Annotated in this window: 14 protein-coding genes and 1 tRNA gene; 6 read left to right on the top strand and 9 right to left on the bottom strand. The window is 65.2% G+C overall.

Annotated elements, in window-relative coordinates; genetic code table 11:
* Positions 1 to 5: 5 nt before the first annotated feature.
* Together ACZ46K_RS03160 and betT are read left to right on the top strand one after the other, a co-directional pair.
* A complete protein-coding gene (locus ACZ46K_RS03160) occupies positions 6 to 455 on the top strand; it encodes a MarR family winged helix-turn-helix transcriptional regulator (protein ID WP_464746615.1) in 450 nt (149 codons plus the stop codon).
* A gap of 102 nt (positions 456 to 557) precedes the next feature.
* Positions 558 to 2801, top strand: a complete 2244-nt coding sequence (gene betT / locus ACZ46K_RS03155; RefSeq protein ID WP_464746613.1) for a choline BCCT transporter BetT — start codon at positions 558 to 560, stop codon at positions 2799 to 2801.
* 32 nt (positions 2802 to 2833) lie between these two features.
* Here the strand turns inward: betT and ACZ46K_RS03150 are convergent, their stop codons facing one another.
* From ACZ46K_RS03150 to ACZ46K_RS03135, 4 genes are all read right to left on the bottom strand, one after another.
* Positions 2834 to 3532 carry a universal stress protein gene (locus ACZ46K_RS03150; RefSeq protein WP_464746611.1) on the bottom strand — a complete coding sequence of 233 codons (699 nt, stop codon included), beginning with the start codon at positions 3530 to 3532 and terminating at the stop codon, positions 2834 to 2836.
* 49 nt (positions 3533 to 3581) lie between these two features.
* Complete coding sequence (gene nhaA / locus ACZ46K_RS03145; RefSeq protein ID WP_464746609.1) at positions 3582 to 4874, bottom strand: Na+/H+ antiporter NhaA; 1293 nt, start codon at positions 4872 to 4874, stop codon at positions 3582 to 3584.
* Positions 4875 to 5046: 172 nt separating this feature from the next.
* Positions 5047 to 6831 carry an AMP-dependent synthetase/ligase gene (locus ACZ46K_RS03140; RefSeq protein WP_054810281.1) on the bottom strand — a complete coding sequence of 595 codons (1785 nt, stop codon included), beginning with the start codon at positions 6829 to 6831 and terminating at the stop codon, positions 5047 to 5049.
* Between the two features lie 119 nt (positions 6832 to 6950).
* A complete protein-coding gene (locus ACZ46K_RS03135) occupies positions 6951 to 8063 on the bottom strand; it encodes a hypothetical protein (protein ID WP_054806463.1) in 1113 nt (370 codons plus the stop codon).
* Positions 8064 to 8203: 140 nt separating this feature from the next.
* Here ACZ46K_RS03135 and ACZ46K_RS03130 point away from each other — a divergent pair, with 140 nt between their 5' ends.
* Positions 8204 to 9640 (top strand): hypothetical protein, encoded by a 1437-nt coding sequence (locus ACZ46K_RS03130; RefSeq protein WP_464746607.1) that lies wholly within the window; start codon positions 8204 to 8206, stop codon positions 9638 to 9640.
* A 36-nt stretch (positions 9641 to 9676) separates the two neighbouring features.
* Here ACZ46K_RS03130 and glfT1 read toward each other — a convergent pair whose 3' ends face one another.
* Genes glfT1 through ACZ46K_RS03115 form a run of 3 tightly spaced genes read right to left on the bottom strand, consistent with a single transcriptional unit; the run spans position 9677 to position 12037 of the window.
* Positions 9677 to 10567 (bottom strand): galactofuranosyltransferase GlfT1, encoded by an 891-nt coding sequence (gene glfT1, locus ACZ46K_RS03125; protein WP_464746606.1) that lies wholly within the window; start codon positions 10565 to 10567, stop codon positions 9677 to 9679.
* A complete protein-coding gene (wzt, locus tag ACZ46K_RS03120) occupies positions 10560 to 11399 on the bottom strand; it encodes a galactan export ABC transporter ATP-binding subunit Wzt/RfbE (RefSeq protein WP_464749223.1) in 840 nt (279 codons plus the stop codon). The genes glfT1 and wzt overlap by 8 nt, the downstream gene beginning before the upstream one ends.
* A gap of 59 nt (positions 11400 to 11458) precedes the next feature.
* Entirely contained in the window at positions 11459 to 12037 is a 579-nt protein-coding gene (locus ACZ46K_RS03115) for a bacterial proteasome activator family protein (RefSeq protein WP_054807923.1), read from the bottom strand.
* A gap of 155 nt (positions 12038 to 12192) precedes the next feature.
* On the opposite strand from ACZ46K_RS03115, the gene ACZ46K_RS03110 reads away from it, so the two are divergent.
* Positions 12193 to 13392, top strand: coding sequence for a cysteine desulfurase-like protein (locus tag ACZ46K_RS03110; RefSeq protein WP_464746604.1), 1200 nt, complete (start codon positions 12193 to 12195; stop codon positions 13390 to 13392).
* Positions 13393 to 13408: 16 nt separating this feature from the next.
* Here ACZ46K_RS03110 and ACZ46K_RS03105 read toward each other — a convergent pair whose 3' ends face one another.
* Positions 13409 to 14395 carry a zinc-binding dehydrogenase gene (locus ACZ46K_RS03105; RefSeq protein WP_054807700.1) on the bottom strand — a complete coding sequence of 329 codons (987 nt, stop codon included), beginning with the start codon at positions 14393 to 14395 and terminating at the stop codon, positions 13409 to 13411.
* Between the two features lie 111 nt (positions 14396 to 14506).
* Here ACZ46K_RS03105 and ACZ46K_RS03100 point away from each other — a divergent pair, with 111 nt between their 5' ends.
* Both ACZ46K_RS03100 and ACZ46K_RS03095 read left to right on the top strand, forming a co-directional pair.
* The gene (locus ACZ46K_RS03100; protein WP_464746602.1) at positions 14507 to 14977 is read left to right on the top strand and encodes a MarR family winged helix-turn-helix transcriptional regulator; all 471 of its coding nucleotides are present in this window, start codon (positions 14507 to 14509) and stop codon (positions 14975 to 14977) included.
* A gap of 27 nt (positions 14978 to 15004) precedes the next feature.
* Positions 15005 to 15092: transfer RNA gene (locus tag ACZ46K_RS03095), tRNA-Ser, on the top strand.
* Between the two features lie 76 nt (positions 15093 to 15168).
* Here the strand turns inward: ACZ46K_RS03095 and ACZ46K_RS03090 are convergent.
* Entirely contained in the window at positions 15169 to 15732 is a 564-nt protein-coding gene (locus ACZ46K_RS03090; protein WP_464746600.1) for a maleylpyruvate isomerase N-terminal domain-containing protein, read from the bottom strand.
* Between the last annotated feature and the right edge of the window lie 92 nt (positions 15733 to 15824).

Genomic DNA, 15824 nt, shown 5'->3' with positions numbered 1-15824 from the left:
TCAAGATGATTGACTCAAATCGCGAGATCGAGCTCCGGAAGGCCATCGAGGACTTCTTCTTCGGATACCGCGCCTTCACGGCGTTGCCCGATCGGTTGCTCGCCGAACGCGGACTCGGCCGGACGCACCACCGCATCCTTCATTTCGTCCGCCGCGACGACGGCCTGTCGATCGGCGCGCTCCTCGACATCCTCGATATAACCAAGCAGGCGCTGCACCGGCCCATCAAGGACCTCGAGTCGCAGGGGCTGATCATCAGCGCACCCGACGCGACCGATCGGCGAGTCCGCCGACTCACCGTCACCGACGAGGGGCGCGCGCTCGAAGCCGAACTGGTCGACGCCCAGATGCGACTTCTCGACGACGCGTTCCGCCGGGCCGGACACGGGGCGGAAGCGTCGTGGCGTGCGGTGATGGAGTTGCTGTATGCGCAACCGCGCGAGCCCGACGCGTGAGCGCCCGACATTCAGAACAACGACTGCATCCGCCCACGTACAGGGGGATAGTAAGAAATCGGCCCGAGCGGCCGAGGAGTCACTGCAGGTAAGGAGTCATGGTTGACTGACGCAGAACCACCGCAGCCGAGAATCGAACGCAGCCAATTCGGAGTGCCCGACCGGCGCAGGGAGCTCGATTTCGAGGACCTGCCCCCGATCTCCAGCACAGAGTTGAGCAAGGGGCCGACCGAACTCGCCGAACACAGGGAACCCCGGGTCAATTGGCGCGTCTTCCTCATCGCGGCGGGCGTTGTCCTGGCGTTCTCGATCTGGGCGATGCTGATGCCCGACCAGGCCAAAGAAACCATGCATACGGTCGTGACGTGGATTGCCACCAACCTCGGCTGGTTCTACGTCGTCACCGTCACCTTGGTCATCCTCTTCGTTCTCTGGGTTGCACTCTCGAAGGAAGGCAGCGTCCGGCTCGGGCCCGATCACTCGCGCCCCCAGTACAATCTGTTCACCTGGGTGGCGATGCTCTTCGCCGCGGGTGTGGGCATCGACATGCTCTTCTACTCGGTCACCGGGCCGATCACCCAATTCATCACTCCACCGTCGGCAACCCCGGAGTCCACGGAAGCGATCCAGGACGCCGTTGTCTGGACGATGTTCCACTACGGCATCGCCGGCTGGTCCATGTACGCACTCCTCGGCATGGCCATGGGTTACTTCGCCTATCGCTGGGGCATGCCGCTGTCCATTCGCGCCGCGCTCTATCCGCTACTGGGCAAGCGGGTCCGCGGTACGACGGGTGACGTCATCGACATCTTCGCGCTCGTCGGCACAGTGTTCGGCGTGGCCACCTCGATGGGAATCGGCGTCGTCCTGCTCAACGTCGGATTCTCGATGCTGTTCGGGCTGCCGGAAGGTCTCGCGCTGCAGATCGCGCTGGTGCTGGTCGCCGTGCTCATGACTGTCGCCGCGTGCACCTCGGGTGTGGACAAGGGCATCCGCCTGATCTCCGAACTCAACCTGTGGTCTGCGGGCGCGATGATGCTGTACATCCTTGTCACCGGCAAGACTGCATTCCTGCTCAACGCCATGGTCGAGAACGTCGGCCGCTTCGTGTTCACCCTCCCCGAACGAACCCTCGCGACCTTTGCCTACGAGAGCGACGGCTCCGCGTGGATGGCGAGCTGGACGTTGTTCTTCTGGGCGTTCTGGCTTGCATGGGGACCATTCGTCGGACTGTTCCTGGCTCGGATCTCCCGCGGTCGCACCCTGCGCGAGTTCGTCATCGCCGCGATCACCGCCCCGGTGCTGTGCGACTTCTTCATCGTCTCGATCTTCGGCAACAGCGCGATGAGCGAGGTGCTCGGCGGAAACGACGAATTCGCGGAGCTCGCCGTCGAGAGTCCGGAACACGGTTGGTACAACCTGCTGGAGATGTTCCCTGGCGCGACGTTCCTGATCGGTCTGGCCACGCTGTCCGGTCTGTTGTTCTATCTCACCAGCGCCAATTCCGGTGCCATGGTGATGTCGAACTTCTCGTCGTCGATCCCCGACCCGTCGGTCGACGGCGCGAAGTGGCTGCGAATCTTCTGGGCCTTGGTCACCGCGATCCTCACGATCGCCATGCTCATCGCCGGTGGCGTGACGACGATGGAGTATGCAACCTTGATCTTCGCTCTGCCGGTGACGATCATTGCCTACCTCGTCATGGCGTCCTTCTCGAAGGTGCTGAGGATGGAACGGGCCGAGCGCGAAGGTCATATGCTGCGCCGCAGGTCGATGGCCGTGCACGGGGGACAGACGCCGGAGAAGACCTGGCGGCAGCGCCTGGGCAGCTTGCGGTCGTACCCATCGAACAAGGCGGTGGCCCAGTTCTCGACGCGCGTGATCCAGCCGGCCCTGCGCGAGGTGGCCGACGAATTCGCCGTGCTCGGATACGAAGCCGACCTCACCACCACACCCGACGCGGACACCGGCATCGACGCGCACACACTCGTCGTCAACATGAACGAGCACCGCGACTTCCAGTACCAGGTGGCCGGTGTCGAGGCGCCCGTGCCCACATTCGGCGGGCGCAGCATGTCCAGGCAGATCGACGTCTACTACCGGCTCGAGGTGTTCACTCAGACCGGGTCGGAGGGCTACGACCTGATGGGGCTGACCAAACAGCAGGTCATCAACGATGTCCTCGACCGCTACGAGGCCCACCTCGGTTTCCTGAGCTACTCGGCGGAGCGTGACTACGCGTCGAGTTTGACCCCGCCCACGATTCCCGCCGTGGAGGAGACTCCGTCGATCCCCATCACGGCCGACGACGTCGAGCGCATCGACGACGACAAGCCGGACGGGTAGCACCCTGCGCGCAGACGTGATCTGTGAAAGGTCTACTGAGTCGACCCGTCGATGTCCTCGGCGGGAACACGCAGCGCCACCGGCGCAGCCGGATTCTCGCCGGTAGGTGCATTCTGTGTCGGATCGACGACGAGGACGGGCACCGGGCAGTGCTCGGTGAGATACGCCGCGACACTGCCCATCATTTGTTTGGACAGACCGCGACCGCGTTTGCCGATCACCAGCACGTCGGCGTGCTGTTCGGTCGCGAACCAGCGCAGGCTCCGGCCCGCAGGACCGGCGATGACGGCGTAGCCGACCGGCACCTCTCCGGCATCCGATGCCGCTGCCTCCAGGCGTTCCTTCGCCCTGCCGAGTACCTCCGAGTCGACGTCGGCTCCGTCGTCGTACGACACCACCGCGACGAGCTCGAGCACCCCGCCGCCAGGGGCGAACAGTTGTCGCGCGGTGCGTAGCGCCTGCTCGGCCTCCTTCGAACCGTCGAATCCCACCATCACCCGCAGACCATCGGACCCTTCGCCACCGGCACCCCACATCGCGACCGGTTCCGACGCCACGGACCGGGGATTCTGCTCGATACGTTCGAACGCAATCGGTACGAACAGGGGGCCGAGGATCACCGCGATGATCGTCCAGCGGGCGTCGTGCCCCTTGCGGGCCATCCACAATCCGGTCGCGAGCCCGGTGAGCACCCACACACCGATGAAAACCCACAGTGCCGTCCAGTTCACGGCGTCCTCCTCCTGAGGTATGACGGAACGAAGCTCAGCCGGGTTCTGCTCATCGTCCCTGATAGACGTCGGGGATGCCGTCGCCGTCGTCGTCGATCTGCTCGCGTTCGGCAACGCGGCGGTACGCACGGTTACGGATGGTGAGGACGATCGAAGCGAGGACGGCACTGAGTACAGATCCGCACAGCACGGCGACCTTGGCGTGGTCGGCCTCGAGCGATCCCGCACCGAACGCGAGATCGCCGATCAGCAGGGAGACCGTGAAACCGATACCACCGAGCAGCGACACGCCGAATACGTCGATCCACCGCACATCGTCGTCGAGTCGGGCTCGCGTGAATTTCGCCATCAGGTAGGTGGTGCCGAAGATCCCGACGACCTTTCCGACGACGAGTCCGGTCGTCACACCCACGGAGACCGGATCGGTGAGCGTGGAGGTGAGGCCGGAGAGGCCTCCCACCGTGACCCCGGCGGCGAAGAACGCGAAGATCGGCACCGCGATGCCGGCGGACAGAGGCCGGATCCGATGTTCGACACGTTCGGCGACGGCGATCTTCTTACCGTTGACGTGCCGCGACACGGGAACGAGGAAGCCGAGCAGCACACCAGCGATGGTGGCGTGCACTCCGGACTGATGGACGAGCCACCATGTGATGATGCCCAAGGGCACCAGAACCCACCATGCCGTCACACCGCGTTGCATGGCGAAGCCGAACGCGGCCAGCGGAATCAGAGCGACGCCAAGGTACAGCAGGTTCAGTTCGTCGGTGTAGAACACGGCGATCACCGTCACCGCGAGCAGGTCGTCGACCACTGCCAGGGTGAGCAGGAATGTTCTCAACGCTGTCGGTAGATGCGACCCGATCACTGCGAGAACGGCCACCGCGAACGCGATGTCGGTGGCGGTCGGTACCGCCCACCCGTTCAGGGCCGCGGCGCCTCCTTGCAGGTTGATCGCGACGAAGATCAGTGCTGGGGCTGTCATCCCGCCGACCGCGGCGACGATGGGCATCGCTGCTCGACGGAGATCGCGTAGGTCGCCCTCGACGAATTCGCGTTTGAGTTCGACACCGACGATGAAGAAGAAGATCGCCAGCAATCCATCGGCCGCCCAGGTGCCCAGCGACAGGTGCAGATGCAACGACTCCGGGCCGAACGTGGTGTCGCGCAGCGCGTGATACGAGTCCGACCACGGGGAATTCGCCCAGATCAGCGCCGCGAGCGCAGCAAGCAACAACAGGACGCCGCCGACCGTCTCCTTGCGGAGAATGTCCGAGATGCGGCGTGATTCTTCCCAGGAACCGCGTGACAGCAACGGAAGCGACGAGAAGATTCCGGGCATCACACGCCTCCGGACACGGAGAAGGAATCGTTGCGATGGCACGACGGAATCATGAGACCTCCGGTTCGACAGCAGAAAACACTCGCCGACCAGACTTCCCGGCACACCGCTGGTAACCGTACCGCACCGGTGGCTGCCGGTGCGGTACGAGAGGGACGACGACGCGAGAAATCTACGAGGCGGACTCGTACAGACCCGTGATCTGCTCGGCGTACTTCGCATCGATCGGCTTGCGCTTGAGCTTCATCGTGGGTGTCAGTTCGTCACCCGACGGCTCCCAGATAGTCGGGAGCACCGTGTACTTCTTGATCTGCTCGACGCGGGACAGCTTCGAGTTCGCCACCTGTACCGATTTCTCGATCGCGTCGAGCACGACGGGGTTCTCGGCGAGTTCCTCGTGGGACCCGGACAAACCGTGTTCCTGTGCGAAGGCCGCAAGTGCGTCGGGGTCGAGAGCAAGTAGCGCGACGTTGTACGGCCGGTCGTTGCCGATGGCGACGGCCCCGCCGAGCATCGGGCACGCCGCGCGGAGCACACCCTCGATGTTTGCGGGCGACATGTTCTTACCCGCGGCGTTGACGATCAGTTCCTTCTTGCGGTCGATGAGCCGGACGTAGCCGTCAGCGTCGATCTCGGCGATGTCGCCGGTGTGGAGCCAACCGTCGGCGTCGATGGCGTCGGCCGTCTTTGCGGGGTCGTTGCGGTATCCCTTCATGACCAGGGGGCCTCTGACGAGGAGTTCGCCGTCATCGGCGAGGCGGATCTCCACACCGGGGAGCGCCTGTCCGACGGTGCCGATTCTGATGGCGTCGGGCCGGTTCATGGTGACCACGCAGGACGTCTCCGACATGCCCCACACCTCGGAGCATGGAATACCCAGTCCCAGAATGAATTCGAGTACCTCGGGTGAGATCGCGGCGGCGCCCGTGACGGCGGCGCGGACCTGATCGAGACCGAGTTTCCGACGGATCGCAGAGAGTACCAGTCTGTCGGCGACCGCGTGCTGTATCTCGAGGGTCTTCGGGATGGGCTTGCCGTCGGACTGCAACCGTGCGCGCTTGCGTCCGACGTCGATCGCCCAGAGTGCCAGCTTCTTCTTCACCGGGCTGGGCTCATCGGCGAGGGTCTTGTCGATCGCGGCCTTGACCTTGTACCAGACCTGCGGGACCGCACCGAATATCGTCGGGCGGAGACCCGGCAGCACGGCGATGGCCTGCTTGAGATCATCGAGGGTGGTGATCTGGATTCCGCTGTAGATGCTCGAATAGTGGGAGCCCCAACGGTTGGCGATGTGCGCGTCGGGCAGGTACGAGATGATCCGATCGTCGGCGCTCGTCGGCAGGAACGAGCTCGTCATCGTCAGTTCGGCGAGCAGGTTGGCGTGCGTGAGTTCGACGCCCTTGGGTGGGCCGGTGGTGCCGGATGTGTAGATCAAGGTGAGGAGATCGGACGGCTGCACTGCCTTCCATGTCGCCTCGAAATCGAACGAGGGGTCGGCAGCTGCTTCGAGATCGGCGAGAGAGAGTGTGTCGTCGGGCTTCGCGTCGATGCAGATCAGATGCTCGACTTTCGTGGTGCCGATCGCCTTCTGCAGCACGGGAACGAACTGCTCTTCGCAGATCATGACCCGGTTTCCGGCGTTGCCGAGGACATGCGAGATCTGTTCTGCGGTAAGTGAATTGTAGATCGAGAACGATGCCGTACCCAGATGGAACGCCGCAGTGTCGAGGAGGTGGAACTCCGGGCGGTTGGTGAGCATCAGGCCGACGGTGTCGCCGTGCCGGACACCGAGTCCGGCGAGCCCCGCGGCGAGTCTCTCGACGCGGTCGGCGTATTGGCGCCAGGTGTACCGGACGGAGTCGTCCGGTGTGCGGAGCGCGACGCTGTCGGGATACGTCGCGGCGGTGGTCTGGAAGGCATCGCAGAGGGTGGACGGTGCACTGTCACGAGGTGTCATGATCGCTCCCACGAGGAATGGTGCGAAAAGTGTAAAGCGGACTGCACACATCCGTGGCCGGATTGGTGTGAATCCCTGGGACACTGTGGATTCGCGCGACCTCTCGCGTCGCACCAGGGTCAGGGTGCGCTGGCACCGGGTCCGAGCGCCAGGCGCACCTGCGTTTCGATCGCCGAGACGACCGGTCGTGGTAGATGGACCCGCCCGCGGCGGTCGAGATCCTGGGTGATCTGTTGTACCTTGCGCAGATATGACGCCTTTTCCGCGGCATTGTCGGTGGACTGGGCGTGGTTGTAGAGCTTGGCGGCGGTGTCGAGGTCCGAACCGTCCTCACCGGGGAGGTATCCGGTTCCGGCGACCTTGCCGTCGCGTTCGCACCGTGCCCACGTTCGACGCAGGGCATCGACGGCCGACCGGTAGCGGCCCGCGAAGGCGGCGTCTCCCGGGTAGGTGTCGGTGGCCAACGCCTGTGCCCCGTCCAGCGCGGTGTGGAAGTCCATCACCGCCTCACGGGTGATGTCCGTGACGCCGGGGTACTGCAGATAGAGAGCGGGATCGAGCTCGTACGCACCGTACTCCGACAGCACCCGATTGTGGACGACGCGGGCGGCTTCCCACAGGCGGACGTCGGCGGCCGGAGACGCGCTCGTCTCGACCCGCTCGGGGGCGGTGCGGTGCCCGGCGGGTTTCTTCTGCTGGTGGGCGCGCGGCCTCTCGGGTGCTGTGCGCCGCAACCGTCGCATGATCTCGATCGCCACCGGATCGGTCTCCGACAACGCAACCGCGTAGACGGCGCCGTCACGAAAAGTGAGCTGCAGCGACCGGACTCCCCGGACACGAAGGTCCCGTTCGTCGGGTGCGATGCAGGTCGTGGGTGACTGCTCATTCGAGAGCTCGACATCGGTGAGTTCGGACAGTGGGCGCACGTCGTCGGCCGTGTCCTCGGTACCGATGAGTATCTGCTCGTCGACGATCCCGAGCCGGACCGCTGCGCGGTGCTGAGCGAGCGAGGCGAACGAACGCAGTGCGAGTGCACCGGTCACCGATGCACCGACAACCACCACGATGACCGTTGAGGGCACCCCGACGAGCGCAAGAACGAGGAGAAGCGGTATCGGCGCGAGCAGGAAAGTCACACCGAGTAGCTTGCGGATCAAGGCGGGGCCGTCCGTGTACTCGGTGCGTGTGATCAGAGCGGGCGCCGTCTCGGGCCGCGCATCCGTCGCTGTCATGTCGGGAGAACCGTTCCATGCATGGCGGAAACGCTACCGTGCGGATGCCGTCGGGTCTTGCGCTGGTTAAAGTCGATCCGTGCCCGAGGTTCGCACTGTATCCCGCGGTCCTCTCCGATCGGACGCGTAGAGGCGGTGCTGTGAGTTCGACGGTTCGTGGGGTAGCAGGTGGCATGCTCATCGGCGGTGGCGTTGCGATAGGTGCGTACTCCGGTGGGTGGTTCCTGATTCTTGCGGTGCTGTTCGTCGTGCTCGGTTCGGGCCTGATCGTCACTCTGTCCCGTTCGCCCCTCCCCGCGGCCGGCGGGGATCCGGTGCCCGTCGACGTAGATCTGATCGATCGGTCCGCCCCGAACCCGGCTTTCTCGTCCACGCTCATTTCGGGTCGAGCACATCCCCGGGGAGACGCTCCGTTCGCATTCCAGACCCGTGCGGCTCTGTCGAGCTCCCAGGTCGCGGAGATCGTCGCCGACGGGCAGGGCACGCTGCCATCGGAGGCGGTCGGTGAACCCGGGGCAGCACCGGTGATCGAGCATGGCGGTGCGCGAGCGCACACATCCGCAGCGGTGACGGCACTGGTGGCGATGTGGGCGACGATGCTGTTGCCGCCGAGCGACTTCTGGGATTTCACACCGGAGATCGCGGCCGCAGTGTCCGGGCAACCCGTCGACGAGGTCGCCGGGACCGACGCGCTATCGCTGGGGGATCTGTACGACGACGCGCTCGCCCACATGCGGTCCGAATCTCCCGAGTCGCTCGAGTCGCTTCTGCAGATCCAGACCTATGACGGCTACGCGATAGTGGATGTCTACCTCGGGGGTGATCGCGCGCGCACCTACACGGGTTGGGACGGCAGGTGGATCATCCTCGACAGCAGCACCGATCGACGCACTGCAGATACGTTCACCGCCGACGAACTGCAGGATTTCTCGGCGCAGCAGTTTCTGGAGGAGGCCGCGGCCATGGTGCCGGCGGAGGTCGCCACACCTCAACGGTTGATCGTCTCACGCTCCGACGACGACATCCTCGGGGAGGCCCGGCCGATCGTCGCCGAAAGCTGGTTCGACGGGTCGTCGACCCGGATTCATGCAACGGCGGACGGCACCGTTGCACCGTGGTGGCCCGCCGAGGATCTCCCCGCCGGGTTACAGCAGGTCGAGGCCGCCCTCGCCGCGCGGGGCATCGCCGCCGCCGACCCACTCGTCAAGGAGATCTCGTTCGATTCCGGTAGCACTCCCGGATTCATGCTCGATTACTACCGCGGCGACACGTACTACCGAACGTGGCTCCGTGCGGGCCGGTTCAGCGAGGCCGACGAGGCCATGAGCGACAGCGATCTTCCTCGGTTCCGGCTGGCGGACGTCACCGCGGACACACTGGAACGGGTGCGCGACGACGCGATGAGCCGATTCGGTATCGATCCCGTCGACCGAGGTGCTGCCGGTGTGGACATCGGATTCTGGGGCAGTGATGGCGGCGAGCGCAGCGACGAAATCGTGATCGTCGTCGACTACAGCAGCGCACGCGGTGGTGGTGAAGCTGTGTACACGCTGGGCGGCGATTTCATCACGGAGTGAGTGACGGCGATTCTTGGCAGGACGAATTCCCCGGGATCAGGGCCGGGTGAACTTCTCCTCACGCCCCAACTTGCGTAGCCGCACCCACTCACGCAGACCGGACGGGTCGCGACGGGTGACCAGGAAGTACCAGCCGAACCGCACCCACTCCTGCGGCAACAACCGCCGCAGACCCGGCTGCGACAGCAGGTAGCCGCGGTTGCGGTAGGTGAAGTACCGCTTGACGTCGTTGTCGGGGAACTGGGTGTGCATCCGGCCGCCGAGGATCGGCTTGAACTCGTCGGCGCCGTCGGGATGGAGATACGCGGTCTGCAGGCACGTCCCGAACGGGAGACCCGAGCGCACGAGCCGACGGTGGACTTCCACCTCGTCGCCGCGCACGAACAGTCGCAGGTCGGGCACGCCGACCGCCTCTATCGCCGCCGCAGTGAACAGGGCACCGTTGAACAGCGACGCAATGCCCGGAAGCAGGTCCTCGTCGCCGAGTTCGTGCCGCCACCGCCGCCACACCACACCGCGACGCAGCGGGAACGCCAACCGGTCGGGCTCGGCGATGTCGCACACCACCGGCGACACCTCGGCCAGGCCGTTGCGCTGCGCGCAGTCGAGCAGCGTCGCGAGGACTTCGTCGCCGTCGGGGCGTCCGTCGTCGTCCGCAAGCCACACTCGGTCGGCGCCCAGCGACAGCGCGTACAGGATGCCGAGCGCGAAACCACCCGCACCGCCCAGATTGTGCTTCGACCCGAGATACGTCGTGGGCATTTCGACCGCGTCGACGAGGGCACGCACCTCGTCTTCGTCTGCGTTGTCCACCACGACGAGGTGGTCGAGCGGGCGCGACTGCGTCGCCAGCACCTTCAATGATTCGGCCAGCAGTTCGCGTCGGCGATGGGTGACGACGACGCCGATGATGCGTTCGTCAGGCACCGTTACCGCCCGTCGACGACGATTCGGTGGTGGTGCGTTCACGCGCGAGTTCCTCGAGGACGGTGCGCACATGGTCGCCTGCGTCGTCACCCTCGTAGGCGCGCACCACGTCCTCGATGCCACCCTCTTGGCGAATCTGGCCATGATCGATCCACATGGCCCGGTCGCACAGCTGCGCGAGGAACTCGTTGGAGTGGCTCGCGAAGACGAGGATGCCGGAACGCGCCACCAACTGCTGCAGCCGGACCCGCGCCTTCTTCATGAACTCGGCGTCGACAGCACCGATGCCCTCATCGAGCAACAGGATCTCAGGATCGATGCTCGTGACCACACCCAGCGCGATGCGCACCCGCATACCCGTCGAATAGGTGCGCAGCGGCATCGACAGGTAGTCACCGAGCTCGGTGAAGTCGGCGATCTCGTCGACCTTCGTGAGCATCTGCTTGCGGCTCATGCCGAGGAACATGCCGCGGATGAGGATGTTCTCGTAGCCGGAGATCTCCGGGTCCATGCCCACACCGAGGTCGAAGACCGGCGCGACCCGCCCACGCACCCGCGCCGCACCGCGCGTCGGCTCGTAGATACCCGACAACAGACGCAGCAGCGTCGACTTGCCGGCACCGTTGTGCCCGACCAGTCCGACACGGTCGCCTTCCTTCAGCGACATCGTGATATCGCGAAGCGCTTCGACGACGACGACGTCGGAGTCGTTACGGCCGATCGCGCCGCCGGCCTTGCCCAGGAACGCCTTCTTCAGCGACCGGGTCTTGGCGTCGAAGATCGGAAAGTCGACGCATGCGTTTCGGGTTTCGATGCTGACTCGGCTCACGATGCTGCTCCAGACGCTGACACGAGTTTCGAGCCTACCGGTCCGCTTCCAGCGCCCGACGACTACAGGTACTGCCCGGTACCCGTGTGGCCGTGACCCTGCTGATCATCCGGCCCGCCCTGAATGTTCAATCCCGGCGGCAGTGCACCCTGACGCATCTGCTCGAGCTGCGCGCGGGCCGCCATCTGCTGGGCGAACAGCGCGGTCTGGATTCCGTGGAACAAGCCTTCCAACCAGCCGACAAGCTGAGCCTGAGCGATGCGGAGCTCAGCGTCGGACGGTACGGATTCTTCGCTGAACGGCAACGCGAGCCGCTCGAGTTCGTCGCGCAACTCGGGAGCGAGGCCCTGCTCGAGCTCCCGGATCGACGAGTGATGAATCTCCTTGAGCCGGGCACGGCTCGCATCGTCGAGGGGAGCGGCCTTCACCTCTTCGAGCAGTTGCTTGATCATCGTGCCGATGCGCATGACCTTCGCGGGCTGCTCGACCATGTCGGAGAGCGTCTCTCCGGTGCCCGCCTCGTCCTCGGACGCTTCCCTCGGACGTGGTGCATCGGACTGTGCCTCGTCACCACGAGGAACACGGACGGGCCGGCCGTCCGGGCCGATCACCACAACATCGTCATTCTCGGGATGCATCATGAGTCAATTCTGGCCTTTCCCGGCGATCGCTGTGGCGCCGACCCGATACGAAGAGCGGAATGTCCGCAATTTCCCTGTCCCGAGCCTACCGATCGGTAGATGGTTGCCCGGGAGCGAGCAACCACCGATTGACTCCAAGATTTAGAGTGTCTGCCATGGCTTACGACGTTGCCCGGATTCGGGGGTTGATCCCCTCACTCGGCGACGGTTGGATCCACCTCGATCCTCAGGCCGGCATGCAGATCCCCGACGCGGTGTCCCGCACCGTATCGACAGCGTTCCGAAATGCTGCAGGATCTGCGGCGGGCCGACACATCTCGAACCGTCGAAGCGCAGGGATTCTCGACGAGGCGCGCACCGCGATCGCCGACGTCGTGGGCGGCAACCCCGCTGCCGTGGTCCTCGGACCGAGCCGCGCGGTGCTACTCGCGTGGCTGGCCGAATCGCTGAGCCCGCGGCTCGGGCTCGGCACCGGCATGGTGCTCTCGCGTCTCGACGACGAAGCGAACGTGGCGCCGTGGCTACGGGTGGCCAGTCGTTACGGCGCGCAGGTGCGGTGGGCCGAGGTCGAGATCGAGACATGCGACATGCCGGCCTGGCAATACGAAGAACTGATCACACCCACGACGCGACTGGTCGCGTTGTCCGCGGCCTCGTCGATCGTGGGTTCGGCGCCCGACGTCCGTGCAGTGTCCGACCTCATCCACGAGGCGGGCGGTCTCATGGTCGTCGATGCCGCAGGTGCCGCACCGTACGCCCACCTCGACATGTCCGACCTCGGCGCCGACATCGTCACCATCGACGCGGCCGCCTGGGGCGGACCGCAGATCGGGGCGCTGGTCTTTGCCGACCCTGCGCACCTCGACCGGGTCCCCGCGATGTCGCTCGACCCGCAGGCGCGCGGGCCGGAACGTCTCGAAGTGGGTGGTCATCAGTACGCGCTGCTGGCCGGAGTCACCACATCGATCGACTTCATAGCTTCGCTCGACGACGAAGCCACCGGTACTCGACGAGAACGGCTCGAGATTTCCATCAGCTCGATGCAGCACTACCAGGACAAGCTTTTCGATCGGCTCCTGCGCCAACTCGACAGTCTCAGCGGTGTCATGGTGCTCGGCCGCGCGTCGAGTCGGGTACCCACGATCAGCTTCACGATCGACGGTGTGCCCGCCGACAAGGTCGCCGCGCACCTGGCGGATCGTCGCATCGCGACAGTCGCAAGCACTCGCGGGACGAGCCGGTTGCTCGACTCACTGGGTGTGAGCGACGAGGGTGGCGCCGTCAGCGTCGGCCTCGCGCCCTACACCACAGCGTTCGAGATCGACCAGCTCGTCCGCGAACTCCGCAACTTCTGATCTCGGTTCGCGTGGCCTACCGACGGTCGATCTTCAGCACGACCTTGCCCACCGTCTCGGGGGAGTCGAGCAGCTCGTGGGCTTTGGCGGCTTCCGTGATCGGAAGTTCGGCGTGTACGACGGGCTGAATCTTGCCCTCGGCGACCAGCGGCCAGAGATGTTCACGGACCGCGGCGACGATCGCGCTCTTGCCCGATTTGCCGGTGTCGGGTCGGCCGCGCAGGCCCGTCGCAGTGACATGGCCGCGTTTGGCGAGCAGTTTGCCGAGGTTCAACTCGCCCTTGGTTCCGCCCTGCATACCGATCACCACCAGAGTGCCGTCGGGTGCGAGGACGTCGATGTTCCGCGACAGGTAGGCAGCGCCCATGTTGTCGAGCACCACGTTCGCGCCGCCGTAGGTCTTCTTCACCTCGACGACGAAATCCTGGTTGCGGTAGTCGATCGCCAGGTCGGCGCCCAGTTCACGGCAGCGATCGAGCTTGCCGGCGGACGCTGTGACCACCACCGTCGCACCCAGGGCCTTGCCGACCTGGATGGCGTGCGTACCGATGCCGCCACCACCGCCGTGCACGAGCAGGACATCCCCACGGCTCAGGCCGGCGCTCATGACGACGTTCGACCACACCGTGCACGCGACCTCGGGCAGTGACGCTGCCACAGCGAGGTCCATGCCTTCGGGTACCGGAAGCAGCTGTGATGTGGAAACCACCACCTGTTCCGCGTATCCGCCGCCGGTCAGTAGCGCGCAGACCCGGTCACCGATCTTCCACCCGGACACTCCCTCACCGAGTTCGGCGATCACACCGGAACATTCGAGCCCGAGGATCTCGCTGGCTCCGGGAGGTGGCGGATACAGGCCTCGACGCTGCAGCAGGTCGGCTCGGTTGACCGCGGTAGCGGCGACATCGAGGAGAACCTGTCCGGGACCGAGTTCCGGGTCCGGCTGCTCGATCCACTGGAGAACTTCGGGCCCACCGGGTTCGGTGGCGACGATTGCGTGCATGTCGACGACGTTATCGTGAGGGGCTCGAGATATGGCAATGACTCGCGCAGAGGCACTCCTCGGAGTACCTGGCGGTAACTTCCCCGGCACGTCCGTGATTACACTTCCCGCGTGACCGGCGAACATGACACACCGAACTGGCTGACCGCGGAGGAACAGGACGCCTGGCGGCGGTATATGGACGGCAACAGTCGGCTGATGGAAGTGCTCAACCGTAACCTGCAGGATCAGCATGGGTTGTCTCTCGCCGAGTACCGGATCCTGGTCATGCTGACCGAAGCAGCCGACGGTTCGCTGCGGATGAGTGAACTGGCCGACGGTGTGCTGTCGTCCCGCAGTCGCCTCACTCACCAGATTCGGCGCATGGAGACGGACGGAATGGTCGTGCGGAGTTCATGTCCCGACGACGGTCGTGGTGTGCTGGCCACCGTCACCGATGAAGGCCGACGTCGTCTCGCGGAGGCTGCTCCCACCCACGTCGACGACGTGCGCACCAACCTCATCGATCTGTTGAGCAAGAGCGAGCTGAAGACCCTCGCCCGGATCTTTGCGCGCGTCGACGAAGCCCTCGTCGACAAGTAGATCGGCGATGCAGTTAAGATTTGGCACGGAAGCGTGGCAGAGCGGCCGAATGCACTCGCCTTGAAAGCGAGCGTCGTGAGAGCGACCGGGGGTTCAAATCCCTCCGCTTCCGCCAACGACCCCGACCTGGTGACTACAGGTCGGGGTCTTGTTTCGGCCCTGGAGGCTGCCGAGACGACGGGTCAGGAATGTCACCCGCGGCCCCACTCGGCAAGCACCTCGGCGGTGAGCCGGCCACTTACCGGTGTTGTCGCATGCCCGAGGGCCCCAGCTGTGCGGAGGATCGTGCGAACTGTCTCACCCCGGTCGAGAAGGAAACGACAGAGGGACGGATCCAGCTCGATATCGGGCTCGGCTACGGAAGCAATGTCCCAGCTGTGCAACACCAGCTCCTGTACACGCATTACCAGCAGGGTTGGCGCGTCGACGTCCTGGATCGGATGGTGCAGGACGATGCCGTCGTCGCGATGGTCGACGAATTCGCGGCGAAGTGCGTCGGCAAGCGTTCGATGGGCCCGGGCCGGGTCGCGGCCGACATGGTCGGCCGTTCGTGTCCAGGCGATCTCGGCGGGGTCGCCACCGGAAAAATAGTGCGTGTACCGGATGGCACCGCCGAGTACGTGGTTGGCGACGTCACGCGTGCTCCATCCCGGGCAGCGGCTGAGTTGGGTCCCGATCAGGTCCTCGTCGCTCAGCACTCTCTCGAACGCGTCGGTCGCTAGGTCGAGCTTCTGCAGATCGTCCTCGGAGATCATTCGGCGCGTCCTCTCACTCGTCTGGGTAGGCCCGCATCTTGTCACGTTCCGAGTCTCGAGCCACCGATGCCAGGGCACCCAAGTGCCCTGGT

This window comes from Rhodococcus sp. JCM 9793 (genome assembly GCF_055380405.1).
Note: the sequence above shows the minus strand (reverse complement) of the source record. Positions and strands in the feature narration are given on the sequence as shown.